Raw genomic sequence first — 24,899 nt, 5'->3', positions numbered from 1 at the left:
ATCTATACGGCAAGGCGACACTAGTATGGTTTAAAGAGATTTTCGAAGAGTATTATTCATCTTCGTCATCATCGAAGCCAGCTAACAGGTCATTGACTTTCACAATGCTTTCTGCAGCACGGCTCTTGTAGTCCGCATCTGCGCCTGTAAGGCTCGCATTGATAAATTCAATCACCATTGGAAGATTCATCCCTGCATAAAGTTCGATGTCACGACCTTCCATGATCAAACGGCTGACCACGTTACAAGGTGTACCGCCGAGAAGATCCGCAAAGACTAGGAAATCATCCAATCCTTCAATAGCTGCTTCAAATTTTGCAGTAAAGTCTTCTGGGCCATCTTCTGGAAGAAGAGCTACTGTGTAAATATTGTCTTGTGGGCCCATAATCATTTCTGTGCTACCTTTAAGTTCTTCACAGAAGCGACCATGACTCACCAAAATTAATGATTTAGTCATAAGGAATTACATTCCAAATGCAAAGTGACCAAGGGCAGAAAGAGCCAAAGCAAGTACGATAATAATACCGATAGCTTTAGTAGAGTTCATACCTTTCTTACCAAGCAACCAGAAGATAAAGGCAGTAAAGATTGCTGGAAGCAAACGTGGGAAGATTTGGTTCAAGATGTCTTGGAAATCAATCATCTTTTCACCGATTGGCAACTTGTAAGAAATTTCAAAGTTAATCACTGTTGCTACAAGAGCACCCATCATGAAGACACCAAGTACAGATGCAGCGTCAATCAAAGCTGTCAAGGTACTTTGCATGTTGTTGATAAGGTTAACCCCTTCTTTGTAGGCAAATTCCAACTGTTTCCAACGGAAGATGTCATACGCTACTGCAACTGCAATCCAAAGGAAGATACCCCAAGGTTGGCCAGCGATAGCCATAGTTGCTGCGACTGACCCCATGATAGCAGGTACAAGTGAACCAAAGATTGTATCTCCAAGAGGAGCGAATGGTCCCATCAAACCTGTCTTAATACCGTTAACGGCGTCTTTTGAACCTACACCATCTTTTTCTTCCATGGCAAGGTCAAAACCAGCGATAATGGTATGGAAGAATGGTGAAGTATTGAAGAATTGAGTATGAACTTTCATCATTTCTTTCAATTCAGGAGTTCCATCCCCATACATTTTACGCAATTGAGGCAAGATCATGTAAAGGTAACCAGAAGCTTGCATACGTTCGTAGTTCCAACCTAATTGGAAAGTAAACAAGCTACGTTTGTTGATTTGATTAAAATCTTCTTTTGTTAGTTTGTAATTAGAATTCGTCATCTTCGATTTCCCCACTTTCTGATGGTGTAGAAGGTGCTGCTACAGCTACTTTTTGGCTATTTTTGAAGTGAAGCACTGCAAGGAAAATACCTACGATAGAGATACCAATCATAGACAATCCTTTGAAGTTGTTCACGAAACCAATTTTTTCAGCAACTTCAGCAGGAAGAGTACCTACGATACCAGCAACAGCGCCACCAAGACCTGTTACATATGAGTAAAGAACAGTCAACATAGCTGTCAAACCGAATCCCATAGCAAGATAGTGAAGGTTACGTTTAACTGGAAGGTAACGAAGCAAGATTGCAAATCCAAGACCTGGAAGCATACGTCCTGCGAGTGTCAAACCATCTGCAATCCATTGGTATTCTGTCACTAAGTCTACTACGCCTTGTACAAATTCACCACCAAAAGCAAGCGCAAAGAAGACTGGAAGGGCACGAGATAGAGCCCAAGGAATCGCACCAAGCAAGTAGTTGCGTTCAATACCTTTATAGTCAAAGCGTTCGATGGCAGCATCCACACGGTGAGCGAAGAAGGTAGTAGTCATACGTCCAAGAACGTCGAAGTAAGTCAAGAGAGCTGCTACTGGTACAGCGATTGTAGTAATTGCAAGCGGTGCATCAATTCCTTGTGAAACAGAGAAGGCTGTCGCAAGAACCGCACCAGAAGTTGCGTCGATACGAGAAGCACCACCGAAGGTACCAACCCCAAGAACGAACAGTTGCAAGTTACCACCGATAAGCAAACCAGTAGTCACATCTCCCATGATTAAACCAGTAATGAAACCAGCAAATACAGGGGAACCTGCAGATGAAACGATCGTCAACTCATCACAGATTTGATAAGCTGAGTACAAAGTGAGAAGTAAAATTTGCCACCATTGTATCATAACAATGACCTCCTAAAAATTTTTTCCTATTTTAATAAGCTCAAAAAGTCTGAAATTGGATCATTTGGAACCATTTGAGCAGTAAGTTTAACACCTTTTTCTGCCAGTTTGTGGAAATCTTCCACATCCTTGTCTACTACGTTGATAGAACGTGTAATAGAACGAGTTTCTGGTGTTTGAGACATATTCCCAACATTGAGGGTTTCAAGTGGTACACCTGCTTCGACCAAGCCAAGGAAGCGGTCTGGTTTACGAGCCACGATAAAGAGACGTTGGCTATCGTACTTACCAGCAAGAATATTGGCTGCGGCTTTCTCAACTGGCAAGATACTGAGCTTCACACCTGGTGGTGTCGCAAGTTTCAAACCACTCTTTTCAATATCGTTGTTGACAACTTCGTCGTCTACAACCATAATGCGTGAAACATTTAGTTTTCCAGCCCAAAGATTGGCTACTTGTCCGTGGATCAAACGTCCATCGATACGGCATCCTACAATTGTCATAAGTTTTCCCCCTTTATGTGTTTTAGTGTAGGTTTACGAGTTAAATGAATCCCTTCTTTATATTGGCCCTCTGTTTCAAAGATAATGATGCGGTTGGCACCTTCCTTGAGGAAGCTATGAGGAATATAAAGCGAGAGAGTAGGGCCGACGTTCCAAAAACGTCCTAGATTCTGCCCATTGACAAAGGCAACTCCCTTACCAAACTCAGACAAGTCTAGGTAAGTATCTTTGGGCTCTTGGACTGTAAAGTCATAAGCGTAAAAGGCTGGTTGTCCTTGAGTCCATCCTTTTGAAAAATCAATTTTATCAGGATTATCTAGTGGAAGTGGATAGTGTTTCCAGTTTAGTAAGAAGTGCAAATCCTTACAAACCCCTGTCCGAATTCCCTTACGTTGCGTATCTGCTAAGAACTTATGTCCATAGTTGACACGCCCCATATTTTCTATCAATATGTCAATCCTAGATAACGCTTTCTTTTCGCCTTGATAAAAAATATCTTCCCCAATCTCTGTCTGATATTGGGTTTTAATCCACTGACCATCGACATAAAGCTGAGCCCTATCTCGACCATCAATGATACGAAGTCTTTCTTCTTCTGCATCCCAGTTTGTTTCTGTTCGATAGAGTAGGTAGCCATAGCTTTGTCCCAACTCCTCCATCTTTTTAGGATAGAGACTTTCTATCGGACTTGACAAGCTATCTAAGGTTTCAAACAAGGAAACTTTTTCAACTAGTGGAATAGCATCCAACTCCATACTCTCTTTGTAGAGTGGTTCCAACTGCGGATACTCTGGAAAATGTGTTGCCATCATCTTCTTGACCGCCAGATATTTAGCAGTCGGATTTCCTTCTTCATCCAGAAGGGCATCATAATCATATGATGTAACTTGTGGCAAGTCCAAAGTTCCTCGAGCCGAACAACCATTCATGAAGCCAAAGTTTGTACCACCGTGGAACATGTAGAGATTGATAGAGCCTTGTTCCAAAACCTCTCGAACTGCATCTGCCAATTCTTTTGGATCCCGTGTGATAATCGGTTCTTTCCAACGATTGAACCAGCCATCCCAGAACTCCATACACATGAGCGGCCATTTCTTACCATGCTCATCAAAGAATTCCTGCATCTGTGAAAAGTTGTAAGGTGCCTTAGAACCAAAGTTTCCTGTTACAAAGAGGTCATCTTCGATTAAGGTTCCAGCTTTTAGAGTAGCTCTCCATGGACCATCTGACGTAAAGAGGGGACAGGTTACGCCACGCTCTTCCATTAGCTGTCGAATTGCTCTCAGATAATCCTTATCTTCTCCGTAAGAACCATACTCATTTTCAACCTGCATCATGAGGATATTGCCACCATTGTCCAACAGATGTGGAACCAATCGTGGTAAGAGCTGGTCATAGTAGCGACCGACAGCCTCAATATAGGCTGGATCTGATGAACGAATCCTCATATCTTTGGTTAAGAGCCAAGCTGGTAAACCACCGAATTCCCATTCCGCACAGATGAAGGGTGACGGACGAACGATAGCGTAGAGACCTAAATCCTGTGCCGTCTGGAGAAATCGCTCTAAATCCAGAGCCCCTTCAAAGTGAAACTCGCCCTCACGAGGCTCGTGTAAATTCCAAGCCACATAAGTCTCTACCGTATTAAAGCCAAGAGCCTTCAAGTTATAGAGCGAATGATACCAATCTTCTGGAGGAACCCTAAAATAATGAATGGCGCCAGATAAAATCTTAAATGATTTTCCATCAAGATAGAAATCATCTCGTATCTCAAATCGTGTCATAAAACTACCTTCTGACCGCGAAAGTTTACGCTTTCATTTGTTGTTATAGTAATTATAAACCAATCTGTTTGAATTGTCAATAGAAATTGTCGGAATATTTGCTAGAATTTTACTATTATACACACGTTCAATTAGTTTCAAACATTTTCAGACCCATTTCAAACGCTCTTTCAATTCGGAATAGATAACCTAAAATAATTTTGTATAAAATACATTTATAAAATACGTGCAATGCCTATGTAGCTTAATTTTTCAAACTATTTTTCTAATTTTTTATTCAAAAGACTACTATTTTTTTCGCTTTTATGGTAAAATTTTCTGTGGAGAAGGAAAATAGAGGTAAAAATATGGCAATTCCCAAATATCAATACATAAAAGACGAATTAAAAAATAAAATCATCTCTGGGCAGTTTAGCAGTGGAGATAAATTTTACACTGAAGCAGAGCTCATTTCAATGTACGATGTTAGCTCCATTACAGTTGTCCGCGCCTTAAACGACCTTGCTAAAGATGGCTATATTGTCCGCCAACAAGGAAAAGGAACCTTCGTTTCACGCGCACGCAAACACAAGCTTGTAGAGTTTTCAGATATTGAACTCTTTAATGCTAAAGATGATAAGGTAACTGTTCTTTCAATTGAACGCGGAAACAAGCTCGTTTACTTGGAAAAATTGGGTCTACGCGGCGATCAATTCTACTACAAGATTGAACGTATCCGCGAATCAAACGGTGTCGTTTATATCTACCATACATCCTACATCCCAGAACAATATATCAACGCAAATTATCCAAACCTTGAATACTATAGTTCTATCTATAATCGTTTCAAGTTAGACTACCACATTCACATGAATGATGAACACTTTGAAGAAATCAATGAAATAGTCTTTCCAACTCCAGAACATGCGGCTTCAGTCCTCGGAGTCGATGAACAATTTCCTACTGTCCTACAAACTAAAATCACCAAACTCGAATCAACTGGTCAAGTTTTAGGATACAGTGAAACTTACAAACGATCTGATTATTACAAGATTAAATTCATCTCATGTGACCGTGATCACTAAGAAGAAAGCCTGAGCCTAATCGCTTGGGCTTTTTCTATGATTATTATATGACATAGTAGATTGAAATAGAATATGGATAAATCGATTAGGAAATTCAAATCAATTTCTAGTAATATTTTAGAAGTCACAGTATATATTCTATATTCAACATATTATAAAATATTGGTTATTTTTTTCAAAAGCACTTTAATAAAAAAGAAAAATCGAAGTTCTGCTACTCCTATAAATGGAGTAATAGAAATTCGATTTTTTCTAATTATCCTAATCCAAGACGTTCAAAAATATCATCCACTCGTTTGGTGTAGTAAAGAGGGTTAAAAATCTCATCGATTTCTTCTTGTGTGAGGCGTGATGTTACTTCTGAATCTGCTTCAAGAAGTGGTTTGAAGTCCACTTGATTGTCCCAAGAATAGGCTGTTTTTGGTTGCACCAGGTCATAGGCTTGCTCACGGGTCATGCCTTTTTCAATTAAGGTCAACATAGCACGTTGGCTAAAGATAAGACCGAAAGTTGAGTTCATGTTGCGAATCATGTTTTCTGGGAAGACTGTCAAATTCTTAACAATATTTCCAAAACGGTTAAGCATGTAGTCAATCAAAATAGTCGTATCTGGGGTGATGATTCGCTCAGCTGATGAGTGTGAAATGTCACGTTCATGCCAGAGAGCGACGTTTTCATAAGCCGTAATCATGTGACCACGGATAACACGCGCCAGACCTGTCATGTTTTCAGAACCGATTGGGTTGCGTTTGTGAGGCATTGCTGAAGACCCTTTTTGTCCCTTAGCAAAGAACTCTTCTACTTCGCGTTGCTCAGATTTTTGTAGACCACGAATCTCAGTCGCCATACGTTCGATCGAAGTCGCGATGCTGGCAAGAACTGCAAAGTACTCAGCGTGAAGGTCACGAGGAAGGACCTGTGTAGAGATTTCCTGAGCACGGATGCCAAGCTTGTCGCAGACGTATTGCTCTACAAATGGTGGGATGTTGGCAAAGTTACCAACCGCACCAGAAATCTTACCAGCTTCCACACCAGCAGCCGCATGCTCGAAACGCTCGATATTGCGCTTCATTTCGCTGTACCAAGTCGCTAATTTAAGACCAAAAGTTGTCGGCTCAGCATGCACACCGTGGGTACGACCCATCATGATGGTAAACTTGTGCTCCTTAGCCTTATCAGCGATGATGTTGGTGAAGTTTTCAAGGTCACGACGGATGATGTCGTTGGCCTGCTTGTAGAGGTAACCGTAGGCCGTATCTACCACATCGGTAGAAGTCAAACCATAGTGGACCCACTTGCGCTCTTCACCAAGAGTCTCAGAGACCGCACGCGTGAAAGCCACCACATCGTGACGAGTTTCCTGCTCGATTTCAAGAATACGGTCGATGTCAAAGTCCGCTTTTTCACGGATCAAAGCCACATCTTCCTTAGGGATTTCCCCCAACTCAGCCCATGCCTCGTCAGCCAAGATTTCCACCTCAAGCCAAGCACGGTATTTATTTTCTTCACTCCAAATGTTCGCCATCTCAGGGCGAGAGTAACGGTTGATCATGTTGTTTCTCCTTAAAAATCTTTTTTATCTATGAGGCTCAGGAAACTTTGCATTATTAGATGCTAAATTAGGGTTTGTAGAAAATAAAATTAGGAAGTAATAATCCTTTGATTACTCTAATCAGCTATCATGCAAACTTCAACCATTGCAATAAGTCAAATGGTATGATTCTCTTATTCTAAAATCTCACACTTCCATTGTTCAAGTCTATTTTCCGCATTTGATACACCCTCTAAATGTTTTAAAACATGTAAATCATCTAAAAGATAAAGTAAAACTAGTAAATCTCTAGCTGTTTTTTTTCGTTCTTCATCAGAAATGGTATCAAAGAAATCAATACTCAAAGTTTTAACCGGATCCTTAAAATGACTTTCACCGTTTAAAACCAGTCTATACATAAGATTCTCAAAATAAGTTCTGTATTCTTTATCAATTTTTTCAACAATTAAAGGATCTGTTGTTAGCTCGGCAATTCCCTTCTTATAATTAAAACTACCATAGGCTTCTAAAATTTTTCTCATTGCATTCCCAACAAAACTTTCCGAAGTAGGTGTACTATTTCCCAATGCATAACCGAAGACTATTTCAAGTAGTTCTGTATAATCGTGAGTACTAGTTTTGAATTCTTGTAATTTACCAGAAACCAATTCTAACTTCTTGTATTTAGATTTTTGTCCACCTTCCTCTTCTTTACAGGATTCCATTATCTCTTTCAAAAAGATATCAAAGTCATATATTGTTTGTTTATCATGGGTCATTAGTAAAACTCTAGTATTACTATTCCCCTTAAAAAATCTAGTTAAACAGTATTTTAAATACGAGGTTATTCCAACTTTATTTTCCATATCAAAACTAGAAATTGGATCGTCAATAACAATAAAATATTCATGACTATAAGCATCTGCTAACTCTCTCTGTTGAATTATCTCAGTAAAGAAATAACATAATGCCAGCGCATTTCGTTCCCCTACGGAAACCCTACTGGGGACCACAGACTTACCTCTTGATAACAGATAGTATTTTCCGTTTTGATTCTGTATAGCTAACCGATTTTTTGAAAAAAATATGTAATTTAAACTTTTATTAATTTCATCAACTGCAATATCTATATTAAGTTTCTTGTCTTCTAAATCAGAAATCTGCTTCTCATAATCCTTTACTCGTTTACTACTGCTATTATAATTATTTTCACAAATTGCTTTTTTATTTGTTTTCTCTTGAAACTTTTTGTATGCATCTTGAATTTCATAAAAAGCTAATTCATTATTTATTTGAAGGAGATCTACTTTTAACTTTTGAATATCCGAGATTTCTGAATTATGTTTGATAATTGCTTGGTTAATTTTTTCAATATCATGCTCTGCTTGACTTAATTCTTGAGAAAAGCTTATATTAGGTAACTCAACTATATTATATGGATTATCAATCTTCTTATCGATTATTGAGTTAATTTCGTTAAATTTAGCATTCAAAGCATTAATACTATTTTGATAAGACTGAATTAATATTGGATCTATCTGTTCATAACCAGAAAAATCTTGATTAATCTCATCAATTTTTTTACCTCTCAATGCGGATTGGTGTTCTTCGACTGCTCTTGATAGTAGTTTAGTTATGCCATTCGTGAGTTCAACTTTAACATCTTCTGATACTGATTGAGTACAGAAAGGACATTTTTTTTGATGTTCATCTTCAAAGAAATCTTTAACTTCTCTCAAATGACGTTCACCTTTTGTGGAATCAGATAATAATGTCAGTAAATACTTATCCCTAGAATTCAACTCAGGTTCTTCGATTTTTTCAGACAATAAAGTTGATAATTCATTGCTATCAAAATTAATATCAGGTAAAGATAGTTCATTATTTATAGTAACTGCGGAATCTCTTATTGAAAAATATCTAGCTTTTTTATTGTTGAATTCAACCTCTAACTCATTTTTATCTAAGATTGGTTGTAAATCAACAAAATTTTGAAAGGTATTATTATGAACGGGAGATGCAGCTCGATTTCCTTTTATCTCCCTATCTCTTTCGGCCCAGTTGCCTACTCCTTTCAAAGAATCTGTCATTTCCTTTTTCCAAAAGTCTGGAGATTTTTCATTTTTTTCATCTAAATATTCTTCATATTCAGCATAATAATCTTGAGATTCAATTTGTGATTCTGATAACTGCGTTCTTAATCTATCCAGTTCCTCATCGATATCAACCTGTTCACCTAAAATTACAATTGTATCTAACCCTTCTTGAGCAATTTTGACTTTCTGATCAACATAGTGTTCATTGAAAACAAATATCGATTTTCGTTCAGTATCACTAAGTACAATATTATTATTATTTTTATCAATAAATGATACTCTATCTGTTCCAAACTCACCATTTTTTAATTGATTTATTCCTCGAGCAATGGTACTTTTCCCTGAACCATTCCTTCCAAACAATAAACTTGCCCTATCGTTTTGTACTGGATTTGTTCCCTCAAAATTTCCTTCAAAGAGTTCTAATTTTGTTTCATCTTCAAAAATACCTGATTTTATATTAATTCCTTTAATTTTTTCAAACATTTTTTCTTTAGACCCCTCTCCCCTAAAACTCTCCCACACTATCTGGTTCATCACTAAATAAAGTCACATGTCCCATCTTGCGGTTGTGCTTCGCTTCTATTTTACCATACATGTGGAGGTGGGCGCTTGGATTTTCTGTGACATATTTTTCAGCAGCTTCGACATGCTGGCCGAGGACATTGAGCATGACGGCTGGAGCATGCAGTTTGATAGCTGGCAATGGTGCCCCCAGAACACCCAGAATATGGGCATCAAACTGGGAGAAGTCGCAAGCTTCAATAGAGTAGTGCCCAGAGTTGTGTGGTCGTGGGGCAATCTCGTTGACAATGATATCATCAGCTGTCGCAAACATTTCCACGCAAAGGGTTCCAGACAAGTTGAGTTGCTCAGCGATTCTCACTGCCATAGCTTTGGCTTTCTCGGCTAAACTTTCAGAAATGCGAGCAGGCACAATAGTTTTTGAAAGGATATTGTTTCGGTGGATATTTTCCTGAACTGGGAAAACCGTCACGTCCTTGCCATTTCCTGATACAATGACAGAAATTTCAAGGTCAAAATTGACAAATTCTTCCAAAACACAGTCTGCTGAATCGGCTAGTGCATTGGCTTCTTCCAAGTCTTCTGCCGAGCGAATGACCTTTTGTCCATGGCCATCATAACCACCTGTTGCCGTCTTGAGGACATAGTTTTTCGACAGGTCGATATCTGCCAAGTCTTGGCTAGAAGTCACAACCTTGTAAGGTGCTACAGTGACTTGAGCCTTGTTTGAGAGGAAGTCTTTCTCAAAGATCCGGTTTTGGGAGATGCGAAGCAGGTCGGTCCCTTGAGGGAGTTGCCCATCCTTGATAACAGCATCAAGACCGTCAGCATCTACATTCTCAAATTCATAAGTCAGGACATCGCAACGCTCAGCTAGCTGACGAAGGGCATCCACATCGTTATAAGGCGCCACAATGATTTCCGCCACACGAGAGGATGGGCAATCCGCAGCAGGATCCAGCGCGATAACCTTGTGCCCCATGTAGATAGCAGAAATGGCCATCATCTGACCAAGCTGACCGCCACCGATAATTCCGATTGTTTTAGATGAGCTCATTTGTCGACTCCTCTGCGATTTTTCCTTGTTCTTCTGCGAAAGCTGCCAAAGCTGTCGCGATAGCTTGATCCTCTACTGAAAGAAGACGGAGGGCGAAGAGAGCCGCATTTGTCGCACCAGCTTCACCGATAGCCATTGTCGCAACAGGCACCCCACCCGGCATCTGAACGATAGAATAGAGTGAATCCACTCCACTAAGAGCACGAGATTTGACTGGCACACCAATGACTGGAAGGGTTGTTTTAGCAGCGACCATACCTGGCAAATGGGCTGCACCTCCAGCACCTGCGATGATAACCTTGATGCCACGACTACGAGCTTCTTCGGCATGCTTGAACATGAGGTCAGGTGTACGGTGGGCAGAAACAACTTTCTTTTCGTAGGCTACACCGAAGCGGTCTAGGACTTCTGCTGTTTTTTGCATGGTTGCCCAGTCGGATTTTGAGCCCATGATAATGGAAATTACGGGTTTCATTTCTTCTCCTTTTTCCTGTTTTTCAACAATCACCTTAGGTTGTGAGGGACGGCAGCAGCCATCAAAGGTGTCTCATGCCTAAATTGGAAGCCCAAGGTCTTCTAATTTCCCTGAACGGCGGCGATTGTTCTATATTAGCTCGCTAACGCTCGCAAACCATACGGTCATTAACGTATTTTGTGAATTTTTATTTTTCTTTTTGATAATCGTCTAATGTAGTGCGGACGTAAGCGACCGCCTAGGGCGTTCCATTACTAAAACTGGAGCCTAGGTCTCCAGTTTTCCGCTCCTAGTAGCAAAGCTACTAGGAGTTCCACTACTGCGACGATTATTCTATTTTGGCTCGCTTTCGCTCGCCATAACAAAGTTAGTATCTGTTAATCTTTTATCGCCTTGCTTCCGATATCTGTTCGGTAGAAGAGGCCTTCTGTTTTTTGTTGGGAGAGTTCTTTATAAATACTATCTTGAGCTTCTTTAACGGTCTCTGCTGTGGTGACGAGCATATAGATCCGTCCACCGTTTGACAGCAGTGCTCTGCTATTTTCAGCAAACTTAGCCCCTGCATAATAGGTGATAATGTCGCCCTCTGTTTTTGCTGGCAATTCAACACCTTTTTCATAGTCTAGCGGGTAACCGTTGGATGCGACAACCACACCCAGAGTCACGCCCTTGTCCTTCCAGGTGATATTTGGCTCCTTGCTATCCAGAATATCCGTGATATTTTTCGCAAAATCAGAAGTTAGGCGAGGTAGAATAATTTGCGTTTCGGGATCTCCGAACCGAGCGTTGAACTCGATGACTTTAGGACCTTCTGCTGTCAGGATAAGCCCTGCGTAGAGGATGCCAAGATACGGACGGCCTTCTTTGATCATCCCTTCAAGAACTGGCTTGACAATAGTCTCAACCGCTGTGTCAACTACACTCTGTGGCAAGTGTGGAACTGGCGCATAGGCACCCATACCACCCGTGTTAGGCCCTTTGTCGCCATCATAGGCACGTTTGTGGTCTTGCGCTGTCGGCATGATATAGAACTTGTCGCCATTGACAAAGGCAAAGAGTGAAAATTCCTCTCCTTCAAGGAATTCCTCAATAACTACACGTGCACCTGAGTCACCAAACTTATTGTCCAAAAGCATCTCATGAGCGGCTTCGACCGCTTGCTCAACCGTCTCAGCAACGACGACACCCTTCCCAAGCGCCAAGCCATCCGCCTTGACCACGATAGGAGCTCCCTGCTTTTCGATATAGGCCTTGGCTTCCTCAAAGTCCGAGAATGTGCCATAGGCTGCTGTCGGAACGCCATATTTGACCATGATTTCCTTAGCAAAATCCTTGGACCACTCCAGCTCAGCTGCCAATCTTGTCGGACCAAAGGCTTTGAGACCAGCTGCATGGAAATCATCCACGATACCAGCCGCAAGGGCGTCATCTGGCCCTATAAAGGTCCAAGCAATATCGTTGGCTTTTGCAAACTCAATCAATTTAGAATGTTCGGAAATAGAGATATTTACCAATTTCAGACCATCCAGAGTCATACCGTCATTCCCAGGAGCTACAAAGACTCTTTCAACCCCTTTTGATTCAAGTAACTTTTTAGCAATCGCATGCTCACGACCACCCGAACCGACAACAAGCAGTTTCATTTCTCAACCTCTTTCGCGAATTATTTACTAACATTATATCACAAACGTTCGTTTTAATCTTGTTTCACTCCGCATTTTTACGCAAAAAAGGAAAGAAACTGTTTTCTTCCCTTTAGTGTTCTTAATGTCTAAAATGTCTCACTCCTGTGAAGACCATGGTCAAGCCATATTTGTCAGCAGCTTCGATAGACTCTTGGTCACGGACGGACCCACCTGGCTGGATGATAGCCTTGATACCTGCTTTGGCGATTTCTTCCACGTTATCCGCAAATGGGAAGAAGGCATCCGAAGCAAGAACAGCGCCGTCAAGACGGTCTTTGGCTTGGTCAATGGCAATACGAACAGAGGCCACACGGTTGGTTTGACCTGGGCCAACACCCAGTGTCATGTGGTCATTGGTGATGATGATACCATTTGATTTGACGTACTTGATAGCTTTCCAAGCGAACTCAAGAGCAGTCGCTTCTGTCTCAGTTGGCTGGCGTTTGGTCACCACTTGCCAGTCAGCTGGGCTTTCTTTGACCACGTCTTGGTTTTGCACCAGAAGTCCACCGACAACACCTGTGTATTCTGCTTCCACTTCGCTGGCATCTTGAGCATCAAATGGCAAGGCAAGGATACGCAAGTTTTTCTTTTTATTGGTCAAAATGGCTAGCGCTTCATCCGTATAGCTTGGTGCGATGATGATTTCAAGGAAAATGCCGTGCATCTTTTCAGCTGTCGCAGCATCCACCTCACGGTTGAGAACGACAATCCCACCAAAGATAGACACTGGATCAGACTCATAAGCGTAGTCCCAAGCAGTCTCAATGTTATCAGCCTGACCAATACCGCATGGATTCATGTGTTTTAGAGCCACAACGGTTGGACGGTCTTTGAAATCACGAATAATACGAATGGCAGCATCCGCATCGCGGATATTGTTGAATGACAATTCCTTACCGTTAAGCTGTTTGGCTGATGCAATGGAGTAATCAGTCGGCAAAGCTTTCTGGTAGAAGTCCGCATCCTGCTGGGGATTTTCCCCATAACGCATAGCTTGTTTTAGGTCATAGGTCAAGGTCAACTTTTCAGGTTTGCTTTCGCCCACTTGAGCTGTGAAGTATTCTGCAATCAAAGCGTCATAAGCCGCTGTGTGACGGAAAACCTTGGCTGCCAAACGTTGACGCGTTTCGTAAGTCGTTTCACCATTGGCTGACAACTCGTCCAAAACCACTGTATAGTCAGCAGGGTCTACCACAACCGTCACGCTGGCATGATTCTTCGCTGCTGAACGAAGCATAGATGGCCCACCAATATCAATATTCTCCACAGCATCAGCGTACGTCACGTCTGGTTTGAGAATCGTTTCCTTGAAAGGATAAAGGTTGACCACTACAAGGTCAATAAGCTCAATTTGGTTCTCATTGGCTGCTTCCAAGTGACTATCCAAGTCACGACGAGCCAAAAGTCCCCCGTGAATATTTGGATGAAGGGTCTTGACACGACCGTCCATCATTTCTGGGAAGCCAGTCACATCATCGATAGCAATGGTGTCTACCCCAGCATTATCAAGGGCAACCTTAGTTCCACCTGTCGAGATAATCTCCCAACCAAGTTTTTTAAGTTCTTGGGCAAATTCAACAATACCCGCTTTGTCTGAGACGCTGATTAAGGCTTTTTTCGTCATTCTATTCCTCTTTCTTTAAGTCCAAGCGCATAGCGACTTCGTTATTTTCTTCTATAAATCCTGTTTCCTGAAAACCAAGACTAGTCAGCAGGTGCTTCATTTTTTCATTTCCAACCACATAATCTGCAACAATATGACTGCAAGCTCTATCCATCTGGGCCTCTTTGATTAGAACTTCCAAGGCTTTTCGACCATAACCTCTTCCTTGGTACTGCTGGCCAATCATTATCCGCCAGATAAAGTATTCCGCTTCATCCTTGTCTATCTCCAGCAGGAGAAAACCAACTACAAGCTCATTCCAATAAATTGCCATTGGAAACACATCCCCATTCTCTCGGTAGAGCCATGCGTCAGCTAAAGAGCGTACATTTGGAGCCACGAAACGTGCTCGTTCATCAGCTTCAGATATTTTCAAATCCAGCACTGCCTGAAAACTACTCTCATCTACTAATTTTATCTCAATCATTTTTTCTCCTTTTGAATAAATAGGGTTTTGAGGTGATTAAAGACTAATCTAACTCATATAAAAGGTAGTTATCAAAATTTATGATTCCTTTGAGATAATCTCGGTCTGCTTTAGACAACTCAAATTCTGGAAAAGTCGCAATTAAACTGGACAAATAAAAATAATTGGGATGCCTACGATAAGAAAAACCTGATTGACCGAATTTCCCTTGACAAAAATCATAGGCAAGTTTTAATTCTTGACTTGTGACACCGTCTAAAATTTTATCTAACTCTGAAAGCTGACTTTTATCAGTATTTTCTATCATAGCTTTCACTGTATTTACTAAAACAAAAAGAAAATCATTAGTATTATCCAGTAGGATTGGTCTGTTAGATAACTTATTCTTTAACTCCATATAGTATTGGTCCATAATCATTTCTTCCTCTCCGCTCCCAAACTATCCAACACCTCTGGATATAGTTTGTACTCTATTTCATGGATGCGAGTCTCGAAAGTATCTAGGGTATCCCCTTCAAGCCGCGGTACACGCACTTGTTTGATAATCTTTCCTGTATCCACACCTGAATCCACCCAGTGAATGGTCACACCAGACTGATTCACACCAGCATTCCAAGCATCCTCAATCCCATGAGCTCCTGGAAATTCTGGCAAGTAGGCTGGATGAATGTTGATAATCCGACCTTCATAAGCCGCCAATAAGGTTGGCCCAACGATTTTCATGTAGCCTGCTAGACAAACCAAGTCAATCTGGTGTTCTTCCAAAAGTTCGACAAGGGCCACTTCGTAGTCTGCCTTGCTCTCAAACTCCTTGAGTTCAAAAGCATAGGACAGAACGCCGAGCTTGTCTGCACGTTCGAGCACATAGGCGTCACGATGGTCTGAAAAGACAAACTCCACTGGAAATTGTTCCGCTATCACCTGAAAATTTGAGCCATTACCAGAGGCAAAAACCGCTATTTTTTTCATTTGATGATGACACTTTCGTTTTCTTTCTTGACGATGCGACCAATTTCATAGACTGGTTCAGCCAACAATTCCTTGACACGACTTACATTTTCAGGGCTAACTGCAAACATAAGTCCCACACCCATATTGAAGATTTCAAACATTTCTTCGTGTTTGATCTGACCGTATTTTTCAAGGGCTTTGAAAATTGGAAGCACGGGAACCTTGTCTTCTTCAATCTCAGCAGCCAAGTCAGCTGCAAACATGCGAGGGACATTTTCGATAAAGCCACCACCAGTGATGTGGGCAATGCCGTTGACCAACCCTTCCTTGATGAGTGGCAAAACAGCCTTGACATAGATACGAGTCGGCTCAAGAAGAACTTCCTTGAGTTGCTTGCCTTCCAATTCTGGAAGGACTTCCTCACCTGTGTAATCCGCAAAGACACGACGGACGAGAGAGTAACCATTGGAATGAATCCCACTTGAAGCAAGTCCGAGAAGAATATCTCCTTCTGCCACCTTCGAACCGTCAATGATTTGAGATTTTTCAGCCACACCGACCGCAAAACCAGCCAAGTCATAGTCATCTTCGTCGTACATGCCAGGCATTTCAGCCGTTTCCCCACCAATGAGAGCAGCGCCTGCCTGCACACAACCTTCTGCCACACCAGCAACGACTTGCTCTAGCTTAGCTGGTTCATTCTTGCCAGTTGCGACGTAGTCAAGGAAATAGAGGGGCTCCGCACCTGCAGCGATAATGTCATTGACACACATGGCAACACAGTCCTGACCGATGGTATCGTGCTTGTCGTACTTGATGGCAAGCATGAGCTTGGTTCCGACACCGTCAGTCCCTGAAATCAAGACGGGCTCTTTGACCCCAGTCTTTGAAAGGTCAAACATGCCACCGAAACCACCAAGAGCTCCCATGACACCTGCACGCTCCGTACGAGCCACGTGCTTTTTAATCCGTTCAACAACTTCATAACCCGCTTCAACATCCACACCAGATTGAGCGTACGCATTTTTATTTGCCATTTTATTTTTCCTTTTCTTTTTTTGGGAAAGACTGCGACGTATTTTTAGATAAACAATTATTTTATCTAAAAATACTAGTCAGGGCTCTAGCTTTGATCCTATAAGACAAAGCGTCTACTGACAAATGCTCTAGCTTTTAGTCAATAGTGAGACGTGAAGTATAAGCATTCTTATTTGTCATTTTTATATTCCTTTTCTTTAATGGAGGATCTATTGTCTATTTGTAAAAACTGGTCTTTTCTTCCAAACTTCTACGATAGTCTTCTTCATAGTCATAGAGAGGCGTTGGGTAATCACCATCAAAATAAGCGACACAGAGACCACCATTCGGCGCATCTGTTTCAATCCCAATGGATTCAATCAAGCCATCAATCGAAAGATAGGTCAGACTGTCCGCACCAATGATTTGGCGAGTTTCTTCAACCGTATGATTGGCCGCAATTAGCTCCTGACGGGTCTGGATATCAATTCCATAGAAGCATGGATAAGCTAGCGCTGGACTTCCAATAGCAACGTGAACCTCAGTCGCACCCGCTTCCTTCAAGAGCTGAACGATACGACGAGAGGTTGTTCCACGTACAATAGAGTCATCAATCATAACCACACGCTTGCCTTTTACAACACCAGAAACAGCAGATAGTTTCATCCGCACCCCTTGCTCCCGCAATTCTTGAGTCGGTTGGATAAAGGTACGTTGGGTGTATTGGTTCTTGATAAGTCCCATTTCATTTGGTAGCCCGGACTCTTCCGCAAATCCCATAGCCGCGCTGAGGGAAGAATTGGGCACACCGACCACGATATCCGCCTCATGCTTGAATTCACGCGCCAATTGGGCACCCATACGTTTGCGAGCCGTATGGACATTGACACCGTGGATATTAGAATCAGGGCGAGCAAAATAGATATACTCCATAGAACAGATTGCTAACTGGGTATCATCTGTATAGCTATCATACTGGATGCCCTTGTCATCAATGATCACAATCTCACCTGGCTTCAAATCACGAATCCACTCTGCACCAATGACCTCAAAAGCACAAGTTTCAGAGGAAACCACCACCGCTCCGTTGGCCATTTTCCCGATAGAAAGCGGACGGAAACCATTGGGGTCAAGAGCCGCAATCAACTTGTCCTCAAACAGCAAGATATAGGCAAAACCACCTTTGACAAGGCTGAGCGCTTCCTTGATTTTGCCCATCAGGCTAGGATTGTGACTCCGACGAATGAGGTGAGCCAAGATTTCCGAGTCCGAAGTCGCGCTGAAAATTGCTCCTCTTTGTTCCAGTTCTTTCTTGAGAGAGGCTGCATTGGTCAGATTCCCATTATGAGCCAAGCCAAACTGCATATCGTGAAAACGGAAAAGGAAGGGCTGGATATTATCTACAGAAGCTTCGCCAGCAGTCGCATAACGGACGTGACCAATCGCACCAGTTCCTGTCAATTTATCTAAGTTAGCAGGATTTCTGAAGACTTCTGATAGAAGACCCATATCGCGATGCCGCTTTAGTTTCCCTTGGTCATTGGAGAGGATTCCTGCCCCCTCCTGACCACGGTGCTGAAGACTGTGGAGACCAAAATAGGTTAATTTAGCAGCATCTGGATGCCCCCAGATACCGAAAACACCACATTCTTCATTAAGAGATTTTACTTCGTATGTCATTTTTTATACCTAATTTTCATTTGCAATCATCAAGAGATAAATCTACATGACTTTTACATTACTGATACTATCTATTAGAAAATCTGCAAGTCTTATTTTCCAGTGAAATATTTAACCGCTGACGCGAACAGGTGCTGGTCTTTGCTACCTGGGATATTTTGGAAAAGACCGTCTTCATAACGTTCTGAGTGGCCCATCTTACCGATGATTTGGCCGTTCTTGCTGGTAATTCCTTCGATGGCATGGACTGAACCATTTGGATTGTACTTAGAATCCATACTTGGTTTTCCGTCAAAGTCAACGTATTGACTGAAAATTTGTCCGTTGTCACGGAGCTCTGCAAATTCCTCAGCCGTCACGACAAATTTCCCTTCACCGTGTGAAACAGGGATAGCATGAATCTCACCAACTTCCACTCCAGCAAGCCATGGTGAGTTGGTATTGGCAATACGGGTTTCCACCATCTTGGCCACGTGTTGGTTGGCATCATTGTAGAAGAGGGTTGGGCTCGTACTGCTTGCATCTTCAAAGTTTCCGTATGGAAGAAGACCTGATTTGACGAGGGCCTGGAATCCATTACAGATACCAATAATCAAGCCACCACGAGCGATAAAGCTATCAATAGCAGCACGCACTTTTTCATTAAGCAGGATGTTGACGATAAACTTAGCTGAACCATCTGGCTCGTCCGCAGCTGAGAAACCACCTGCAAAGAAGAGGATGTTAGCCTTGCCGATGTTGTCAACCATGGTTTCAACTGACTTGACAATGGATTCTTCATTCAAGGTCACAAATGGCACTAAGTTAACCTCTGCACCTTCTTTCTCAAAGGCCTTAGCTGAGTCATACTCTGAGTTGGTTCCTGGGAAGACTGGGATATAAACCACAGGTTTTTCAACATTTTCTTTGGCTTTAATCACAACATCTGATACCACAGCTGGTACTTCAGCCAGTTCTTTGGCTTGAGTAAATTCTGTTGGGTAAACTTCTTCCAATTTGCCTTGGAAGGCACTGTCAAGTTTGTGTCCATCTAGCTTCACACCGTTGACAAGGAGTGTAAAGTCTGCTTTCGTTTGACCGATTTTCTCTACTCCTGCAATTTCTTCAGGAGATGTGAAGACAAATCCGCCCAATTGTGCTGTCAAAGAACTTTCAAGTTCAGGCAAGGTCACCTCTGCACCGATATGATTTCCAAAAGTAGCAAGAGCCAAACTTTCAAGCACACCACCGTATTTAACAGCTGAAGCTGCTGTTACTTTGTGAGCCTTTTGAAGGGCTTCAAACTGAGCAAAGTTAGACTTAATCAAGTCAAAATCAATTTCTGCAGAGAGGGCTTGACCTGGGATGTAGTAGATATTTTCACCAGCAACCTTGAACTCAGGAGAAAGCACCTTCCGGCTATCTGCTGTTGTCACCCCAAAAGCGACCAAGGTTGGCGGTACTGTCAATTCTTCAAAAGTACCAGACATGGAGTCCTTACCACCGATAGATGGCAAACCAAGCTGAATTTGTGCCTCGATAGAACCTAGGAGAGCTGCTACTGTCTGACCGAAACGCTCTGCTTGCTTGTCCATCCGCTCAAAATACTCTTGGTAAGAGAAACGAGCCTTAGACCAGTTGGCACCAGCAGCCACCAAACGAGCAGTTGCTTCAATCACCGCATAGGCAGCACCGTGGTATGGAGACCATTCAGCTACATATGGGTTGAATCCTTGAGCCATGACTGACGCAGTATGAGTCACACCGTGTTGAACTGGTAATTTCTGCACAGATGCCTCAGTTGGTGTGAGTTGGTAACGACCACCAAGTGGGTGATTAACCGTTGAGCGTCCAACAGAGCAGTCAAAGATAGTCTGTAATCCTTTTTGACTCGCATGATTCAAATCAGATAGAACCGCAAGGGTATCAACTTCAAGTGTGTTAGCAGATGTTTGACGTTCTTCTGGAAGCTTGACATCTTTGTCCACAACTTTAGCATCGACAACCACGCGCACACCATTGGTATCAAGGAAACGGCGTTCCAAGTCGACAATCGTTTCGCCATTCCAGTGCATAACTAGATTTGGTTTTTCCGTCACTGTCGCCACGACAACAGCGTCAATATTTTCTTTGTTACATTCTTCAACAAAGGCATCTGCGTCTTCAGGACGAACCACGACTGCCATCCGTTCTTGAGATTCAGAGATGGCAATTTCGGTACCATTCAAGCCCTGGTATTTAAGAGGCACCTTGTTGAGGTCGATTTCAAGACCGTCTGCTAATTCACCAATAGCTACACAGACACCACCAGCGCCAAAATCATTTGATTTTTTGATAAGGCGAGTCACATCGCCATTACGGAACAGACGTTGAATCTTGCGTTCTTCGATAGCATTCCCTTTTTGAACCTCAGCTCCAGCAGTTTCCACAGACTCAACCGTTTGAACCTTAGAAGAGCCCGTCGCACCACCGACACCATCACGTCCAGTCTTACCTCCAAGGAGGATAATGACATCACCCGCTTCCGGTTTTTCACGGACAACATTGCCCTTAGGAGCCGCTCCGACAACAGCACCAAGCTCCATGCGTTTAGCCACAAAGCCTGGGTGGAAGTATTCACGAACGTAGGTTGTTGCAAGCCCAATCTGGTTTCCGTAAGAAGAATAACCATGAGCAGCTGTCTTAGAAATGACTTGTTGTGGCAATTTCCCAGCACGCGTTTCCGAAATCGGTGCTGTAATATCTCCAGCACCTGAGATGCGCATGGCTTGGTAAACATATGAGCGACCTGACAATGGATCACGAATGGCCCCACCGATACAGGTAGCAGCCCCACCAAATGGCTCAATCTCAGTTGGGTGATTGTGGGTTTCGTTTTTAAACATGAGGAGCCATGGTTCTTTCACACCATCAACGTCCACTTCGATTTCTACTGAGCAAGCATTGATTTCGTCTGACACTTCCATGTCATCCAAGCGTCCATTAGCACGCTCATAACGACCGAAAATAGTCGCCATATCCATCAAGGTTTGTGGTTTCTCCGAACGCCCCAACTCCTCACGCATGGCAATATACTTTTCATAGGTTGACTGCAATTGTTTTTGGAATTTAGAAGCTGAAAAATCAATCTGTTTCAACTCTGTCTCAAAAGTCGTGTGACGGCAGTGGTCAGACCAGTAAGTATCCAAAACCTTGAGTTCCGTCTCAGTTGGCACGCGCCCAATTGACTTGAAATAGTCTTGGATAAAGAGCAAATCATCCACTTCCATGGCCATCCCTTGTTCAGCCTTGTAGCGCGCAAAATCTTCAGCTGTATAGCTTTCAAAGAAAGTCAATTTAGGAATGGTTTTGTCTGACTCTGAAAATTCCTGCTTGGCAATCCCTGTCGTGATATCCTTGAAACGAGAATCAACTGGGTTGAGCAAGTAGTTCTTGACCGCTTCTAATTCCGTCGCATCAATGTCTTTATTGACCAAGTAAAGTTGGGCTGTATTGACTGTCACATCACTCGAACTTCCTAGTAAAAGCAAGGCTTCCTGTGAAGATGCTGCACGCTGGTCAAACTGCCCTGGCAGGCTTTCAATCGCAAAGAAAGCATAGTTGGCAAGATCCGCCTGCACAGCCGCTTCGTCCAAAACATGGTCTGTCACCTGCTCAGAGAAGATGTGTTTCTCTGCAGGCGCAAACAGGTCCTCTGCCAAGTCAAATACATCATACACTTGCACAATGCGAATACTTTTCAAGCTTGAAAGTCCCAAGTTGTGCTGGAGCTCTCTTACCAAACTCTCTGACTTGACCTGAAAATCAGCCTTTTTTTCAACAAAAATACGTTTATCCATCAATTCTTATTCCTTTATTTCAGCTCTTGCAATGTTCTCAAATGACCTTGAGAGTCTTGCAAACAGATTATTTCAATTCTTGCAACTTTTCCCAAACAGTTTCGTAAACGTCGGTTAGTTCTCCCAATCCTCTACGGAGTGAAAAGGTCTGGGGGACCTTTTCAACCTGAGTCCTTTTATTTGAGAGACGAAGGTTTTCCGTTGCAAACAGATTATCTCAATTCCTGCAACTTTTCCCAAACAATCTCGTAAACGTCGGTTAGTTCTCCCAATCCTCTACGGAAAACATCCTTATCCATGTGGTTGCCATCCGCATCCCACAGGCGGCAGTTATCTGGTGAAAATTCATCTGCCAAGATAATCTTGCCATCCTTGTCAAAACCGAACTCTAGCTTAAAGTCAATCAACTTGAGGCCAATCTCAGCAAACCAGCCTTTCAAGAGTTCATTAATACGACGGGTCTCTTCCTTCAAGTAGGCAATCTGCTGGTCATCCGCAATCTTTAGGAATTTCACATGCTCGTCATTGATAAATGGATCATCCAAATCATCATTTTTGTAGTAAAATTCAACAATCGGAGTCTCCAAGGCGATTCCCTCATCCACACCAAAACGTTTTGAAAAAGAACCAGCTGTATAGTTGCGGAGCACGACTTCCAAAGGAATAATCTCAACCTTTTTATTGAGTTGTTCCGTGTCTGAAAGTTTCTCCACAAAGTGAGTCGCCACACCAGCCGCATTTAATTTCTCAAAAATAAAAGATGAAATCTGATTATTCAACACTCCCTTGCCCGCAATCTGCTCCTTCTTAACACCATTGAAAGCAGTCGCCTGGTCCTTGTAAGTTGAAATAATAAGATTTTCATCCTCAGTTGTATAGATATCTTTAGCTTTTCCCGAATAGATCAATTGTTTTGACATTTTAAAGTTCGCCTTTCGTATTACTTGAGCACATTCTACCATAAAAAACCTAAAATTACAAGAATTTAACCGAATAAATAACGTGGTCCACTCAAAAATCATAAAGAAAAAAACCGCAAGAAAAAGATTTCTCACAGTTTTAAAATCATTTAACTCTAAAAAAACGAACATTACTCTTTGTTCAAAAATTGATCCAAATAATAACGTAGATAACTTTTCTTGCCCGTAATCATCTGCAGGCGACCTTCCACCCCGTACCGAAGTTTTGCAGCCTGCTCCGAAGTTAGATTAGTCTCCGCCTCGATTTTAAAGAAATTCCCTTTCTCAGTCTTAGTAGCCGTCGCATCAATACTTGTAATAGTAGAATCTAGGAAAAGTTGATTCTTAGCATCATGAGTCGTCGTATAGCGAACAGAATCACCGACCTTGATTCTTGCTATATCTTTTGAACTAAGATAGGCTGTGAGTTTAGCTTTCCCTTCTTTCTCCAAGGACGGATAGAGTTGGGCTAGTAGGGCACCTTCTGCAACCATGCTAGAATCACTAGTCTCAGGATTAAGATGAAGCACCCCATCCTCACTAGCCGTAATTTTCCCCTTGTCTAGAAGACTTCCCTGAACCTTCTTACCTGACTCCACCTCCAAGATTTTCTGGTCTAAAATAGTCAATTCCTGACCAACCTTAGCCAAATGTTGGGATTTAAGGGACTCTAATTGACTGCTTAACCCTGACGCATAGGCTTGCTGGGTACCTGAACCTGCATACTGGACACGGTAAGTAGCAAGACTAGATTCTAACTGAGAAAGCTGCGCTTCAACCTGCGCAACTGCCTGGGATTTAGCTTGCGGATTTTCCTCACCCTGAGACTTGTAGGACTGGTAGAGAGAGTAGGCTAGATTCTGACTGGCCAAGGAAGCACCTGTTTCAATAGCTGACTTAGCTGTTTGGTAATCGCGAATTTTAGCCTCTGTTTGACTGATGAGGTTGCCGATTTCGACTTGGGTTTGGCTAGCTGCTGCATTCTGGGACGCGATGGTCTCATTTTGTTGCGATGTACTAGCCCTAAGACTGCCTGCTTGACTGATGTAGTCGCGAAAGGTGGCTTGGTAGCCAAACTTATCCTCCTCTGGAAAGTGGTTCTCCCCTTCTTGCAGGCTCTTTTGCAAATACTCCAATTGCTTTTTTTGATCCTTGAGCATGTCCAACTGACTGGCATAAGACTCCGCTTGGACACCTTCTGCCCCTTCCTGATATTGAACCAACAGTTCTCCCTTTTTAACCAGCTTATTTTCTTCCAGATGATTGACAAGAATACGATTGTTGCTAGTTGACTGGATATTTGCCTGGATACGACTAGGCTCAACAGTAGCTCTAGTAGACAAACTCATCTCCTTCTCTGCAAATGTTGCAAAGCCAAGCAAAAACACGAGCAGAAGGGACATGGGTACAATCACCCGACTGGAAAAATTATGGTAACGACGATTATAAAACTCCGCACTTTCTAAAAATTCTGGTTTCATCCTCTCCTC

At 42.3% G+C, this 24,899-nt stretch carries 20 protein-coding genes and 2 pseudogenes; 1 reads left to right on the top strand and 21 read right to left on the bottom strand.

Going from position 1 to position 24,899, the window contains the following annotated elements; genetic code table 11:
- Positions 1 to 52: 52 nt before the first annotated feature.
- From HT730_RS02545 to HT730_RS02525, 5 genes are read right to left on the bottom strand one after another with little or no spacing between them, the layout of a single operon-like run.
- Positions 53 to 457, bottom strand: coding sequence for a PTS sugar transporter subunit IIA (locus HT730_RS02545; RefSeq protein ID WP_000167446.1), 405 nt, complete (start codon positions 455 to 457; stop codon positions 53 to 55).
- A 6-nt stretch (positions 458 to 463) separates the two neighbouring features.
- On the bottom strand, positions 464 to 1,279 hold the full coding sequence (locus HT730_RS02540) for a PTS system mannose/fructose/sorbose family transporter subunit IID (RefSeq protein WP_000185297.1): 816 nt from the start codon (positions 1,277 to 1,279) through the stop codon (positions 464 to 466).
- On the bottom strand, positions 1,266 to 2,171 hold the full coding sequence (locus HT730_RS02535) for a PTS mannose/fructose/sorbose/N-acetylgalactosamine transporter subunit IIC (protein WP_173306714.1): 906 nt from the start codon (positions 2,169 to 2,171) through the stop codon (positions 1,266 to 1,268). Before HT730_RS02535 ends, HT730_RS02540 begins: the two co-directional genes overlap by 14 nt.
- A gap of 26 nt (positions 2,172 to 2,197) precedes the next feature.
- Positions 2,198 to 2,674 (bottom strand): PTS system mannose/fructose/N-acetylgalactosamine-transporter subunit IIB, encoded by a 477-nt coding sequence (locus HT730_RS02530; RefSeq protein WP_000156967.1) that lies wholly within the window; start codon positions 2,672 to 2,674, stop codon positions 2,198 to 2,200.
- Complete coding sequence (locus HT730_RS02525) at positions 2,671 to 4,458, bottom strand: beta-galactosidase (RefSeq protein ID WP_173306713.1); 1,788 nt, start codon at positions 4,456 to 4,458, stop codon at positions 2,671 to 2,673. Before HT730_RS02525 ends, HT730_RS02530 begins: the two co-directional genes overlap by 4 nt.
- A 347-nt stretch (positions 4,459 to 4,805) precedes the next feature.
- On the opposite strand from HT730_RS02525, the gene HT730_RS02520 reads away from it, so the two are divergent.
- Positions 4,806 to 5,522 carry a GntR family transcriptional regulator gene (locus HT730_RS02520; protein WP_049512623.1) on the top strand — a complete coding sequence of 239 codons (717 nt, stop codon included), beginning with the start codon at positions 4,806 to 4,808 and terminating at the stop codon, positions 5,520 to 5,522.
- A gap of 256 nt (positions 5,523 to 5,778) precedes the next feature.
- Here the strand turns inward: HT730_RS02520 and purB are convergent, their stop codons facing one another.
- The 16 genes and pseudogenes from purB to comB all read right to left on the bottom strand — a co-directional run bounded on the left by purB (position 5,779) and on the right by comB (position 24,890).
- Positions 5,779 to 7,074, bottom strand: coding sequence for an adenylosuccinate lyase (gene purB / locus HT730_RS02515; protein WP_173306712.1), 1,296 nt, complete (start codon positions 7,072 to 7,074; stop codon positions 5,779 to 5,781).
- 173 nt (positions 7,075 to 7,247) lie between these two features.
- On the bottom strand, positions 7,248 to 9,635 hold the full coding sequence (locus tag HT730_RS02510; protein WP_173213937.1) for an AAA family ATPase: 2,388 nt from the start codon (positions 9,633 to 9,635) through the stop codon (positions 7,248 to 7,250).
- Positions 9,636 to 9,657: 22 nt separating this feature from the next.
- Positions 9,658 to 10,731, bottom strand: coding sequence for a 5-(carboxyamino)imidazole ribonucleotide synthase (gene purK / locus HT730_RS02505; protein WP_173306711.1), 1,074 nt, complete (start codon positions 10,729 to 10,731; stop codon positions 9,658 to 9,660).
- Positions 10,718 to 11,206, bottom strand: a complete 489-nt coding sequence (purE, locus tag HT730_RS02500; RefSeq protein ID WP_173306710.1) for a 5-(carboxyamino)imidazole ribonucleotide mutase — start codon at positions 11,204 to 11,206, stop codon at positions 10,718 to 10,720. The genes purK and purE overlap by 14 nt, the downstream gene beginning before the upstream one ends.
- 29 nt (positions 11,207 to 11,235) lie before the next feature.
- A pseudogene (locus HT730_RS10420) lies at positions 11,236 to 11,331 on the bottom strand (phosphoribosylaminoimidazole carboxylase).
- Positions 11,332 to 11,583: 252 nt separating this feature from the next.
- Positions 11,584 to 12,849 carry a phosphoribosylamine--glycine ligase gene (gene purD, locus HT730_RS02495; RefSeq protein ID WP_173306709.1) on the bottom strand — a complete coding sequence of 422 codons (1,266 nt, stop codon included), beginning with the start codon at positions 12,847 to 12,849 and terminating at the stop codon, positions 11,584 to 11,586.
- A 121-nt stretch (positions 12,850 to 12,970) separates the two neighbouring features.
- The gene (gene purH / locus HT730_RS02490) at positions 12,971 to 14,518 is read right to left on the bottom strand and encodes a bifunctional phosphoribosylaminoimidazolecarboxamide formyltransferase/IMP cyclohydrolase (protein WP_173306708.1); all 1,548 of its coding nucleotides are present in this window, start codon (positions 14,516 to 14,518) and stop codon (positions 12,971 to 12,973) included.
- A 1-nt stretch (position 14,519) separates the two neighbouring features.
- Entirely contained in the window at positions 14,520 to 14,984 is a 465-nt protein-coding gene (locus HT730_RS02485) for a GNAT family N-acetyltransferase (RefSeq protein ID WP_173306707.1), read from the bottom strand.
- Between the two features lie 43 nt (positions 14,985 to 15,027).
- Positions 15,028 to 15,396, bottom strand: a complete 369-nt coding sequence (locus HT730_RS02480; protein ID WP_240151451.1) for a hypothetical protein — start codon at positions 15,394 to 15,396, stop codon at positions 15,028 to 15,030.
- A gap of 2 nt (positions 15,397 to 15,398) precedes the next feature.
- Positions 15,399 to 15,953 (bottom strand): phosphoribosylglycinamide formyltransferase, encoded by a 555-nt coding sequence (gene purN / locus HT730_RS02475; RefSeq protein ID WP_173306705.1) that lies wholly within the window; start codon positions 15,951 to 15,953, stop codon positions 15,399 to 15,401.
- Positions 15,950 to 16,972, bottom strand: a complete 1,023-nt coding sequence (gene purM / locus HT730_RS02470) for a phosphoribosylformylglycinamidine cyclo-ligase (protein WP_173306704.1) — start codon at positions 16,970 to 16,972, stop codon at positions 15,950 to 15,952. Before purM ends, purN begins: the two co-directional genes overlap by 4 nt.
- A 217-nt stretch (positions 16,973 to 17,189) precedes the next feature.
- Positions 17,190 to 18,632, bottom strand: coding sequence for an amidophosphoribosyltransferase (purF, locus tag HT730_RS02465; RefSeq protein WP_000220615.1), 1,443 nt, complete (start codon positions 18,630 to 18,632; stop codon positions 17,190 to 17,192).
- Positions 18,633 to 18,724: 92 nt separating this feature from the next.
- Positions 18,725 to 22,450: a phosphoribosylformylglycinamidine synthase gene (locus HT730_RS02460; RefSeq protein WP_173306703.1), complete on the bottom strand. Its 3,726-nt coding sequence runs from the start codon at positions 22,448 to 22,450 to the stop codon at positions 18,725 to 18,727.
- Between the two features lie 67 nt (positions 22,451 to 22,517).
- A pseudogene (locus HT730_RS10415) lies at positions 22,518 to 22,586 on the bottom strand (phosphoribosylaminoimidazolesuccinocarboxamide synthase); the annotation flags it as partial.
- A gap of 76 nt (positions 22,587 to 22,662) precedes the next feature.
- Positions 22,663 to 23,370, bottom strand: coding sequence for a phosphoribosylaminoimidazolesuccinocarboxamide synthase (purC, locus tag HT730_RS02450; protein WP_173306702.1), 708 nt, complete (start codon positions 23,368 to 23,370; stop codon positions 22,663 to 22,665).
- 170 nt (positions 23,371 to 23,540) lie between these two features.
- Positions 23,541 to 24,890, bottom strand: coding sequence for a competence pheromone export protein ComB (gene comB / locus HT730_RS02445; RefSeq protein WP_173306701.1), 1,350 nt, complete (start codon positions 24,888 to 24,890; stop codon positions 23,541 to 23,543).
- Positions 24,891 to 24,899 lie beyond the last annotated feature (9 nt).

The organism is Streptococcus sp. k-628 (genome assembly GCF_013277475.1).
In the GTDB taxonomy this organism is placed as follows: domain Bacteria; phylum Bacillota; class Bacilli; order Lactobacillales; family Streptococcaceae; genus Streptococcus.
This window is presented reverse-complemented; position numbering and strand designations above follow the sequence as displayed.

Excerpts from the sequence above, each read along its gene's own strand:
- purK (WP_173306711.1), bottom strand. The coding sequence starts at position 10,731 with ATGAGCTCATCTAAAACAATCGGAATTATCGGTGGCGGTCAGCTTGGT.
- HT730_RS02485 (WP_173306707.1), bottom strand. The coding sequence starts at position 14,984 with ATGATTGAGATAAAATTAGTAGATGAGAGTAGTTTTCAGGCAGTGCTG.
- purN (WP_173306705.1), bottom strand. The coding sequence starts at position 15,953 with ATGAAAAAAATAGCGGTTTTTGCCTCTGGTAATGGCTCAAATTTTCAG.
- HT730_RS02510 (WP_173213937.1), bottom strand. The coding sequence starts at position 9,635 with ATGTTTGAAAAAATTAAAGGAATTAATATAAAATCAGGTATTTTTGAA.
- purC (WP_173306702.1), bottom strand. The coding sequence starts at position 23,370 with ATGTCAAAACAATTGATCTATTCGGGAAAAGCTAAAGATATCTATACA.
- comB (WP_173306701.1), bottom strand. The coding sequence starts at position 24,890 with ATGAAACCAGAATTTTTAGAAAGTGCGGAGTTTTATAATCGTCGTTAC.
- purB (WP_173306712.1), bottom strand. The coding sequence starts at position 7,074 with ATGATCAACCGTTACTCTCGCCCTGAGATGGCGAACATTTGGAGTGAA.
- purH (WP_173306708.1), bottom strand. The coding sequence starts at position 14,518 with ATGACGAAAAAAGCCTTAATCAGCGTCTCAGACAAAGCGGGTATTGTT.
- HT730_RS02480 (WP_240151451.1), bottom strand. The coding sequence starts at position 15,396 with ATGGACCAATACTATATGGAGTTAAAGAATAAGTTATCTAACAGACCA.
- purM (WP_173306704.1), bottom strand. The coding sequence starts at position 16,972 with ATGGCAAATAAAAATGCGTACGCTCAATCTGGTGTGGATGTTGAAGCG.
- HT730_RS02460 (WP_173306703.1), bottom strand. The coding sequence starts at position 22,450 with ATGGATAAACGTATTTTTGTTGAAAAAAAGGCTGATTTTCAGGTCAAG.
- HT730_RS02535 (WP_173306714.1), bottom strand. The coding sequence starts at position 2,171 with ATGATACAATGGTGGCAAATTTTACTTCTCACTTTGTACTCAGCTTAT.
- HT730_RS02520 (WP_049512623.1), top strand. The coding sequence starts at position 4,806 with ATGGCAATTCCCAAATATCAATACATAAAAGACGAATTAAAAAATAAA.
- HT730_RS02530 (WP_000156967.1), bottom strand. The coding sequence starts at position 2,674 with ATGACAATTGTAGGATGCCGTATCGATGGACGTTTGATCCACGGACAA.
- HT730_RS02525 (WP_173306713.1), bottom strand. The coding sequence starts at position 4,458 with ATGACACGATTTGAGATACGAGATGATTTCTATCTTGATGGAAAATCA.
- HT730_RS02540 (WP_000185297.1), bottom strand. The coding sequence starts at position 1,279 with ATGACGAATTCTAATTACAAACTAACAAAAGAAGATTTTAATCAAATC.
- purF (WP_000220615.1), bottom strand. The coding sequence starts at position 18,632 with ATGACATACGAAGTAAAATCTCTTAATGAAGAATGTGGTGTTTTCGGT.
- HT730_RS02545 (WP_000167446.1), bottom strand. The coding sequence starts at position 457 with ATGACTAAATCATTAATTTTGGTGAGTCATGGTCGCTTCTGTGAAGAA.
- purD (WP_173306709.1), bottom strand. The coding sequence starts at position 12,849 with ATGAAACTGCTTGTTGTCGGTTCGGGTGGTCGTGAGCATGCGATTGCT.
- purE (WP_173306710.1), bottom strand. The coding sequence starts at position 11,206 with ATGAAACCCGTAATTTCCATTATCATGGGCTCAAAATCCGACTGGGCA.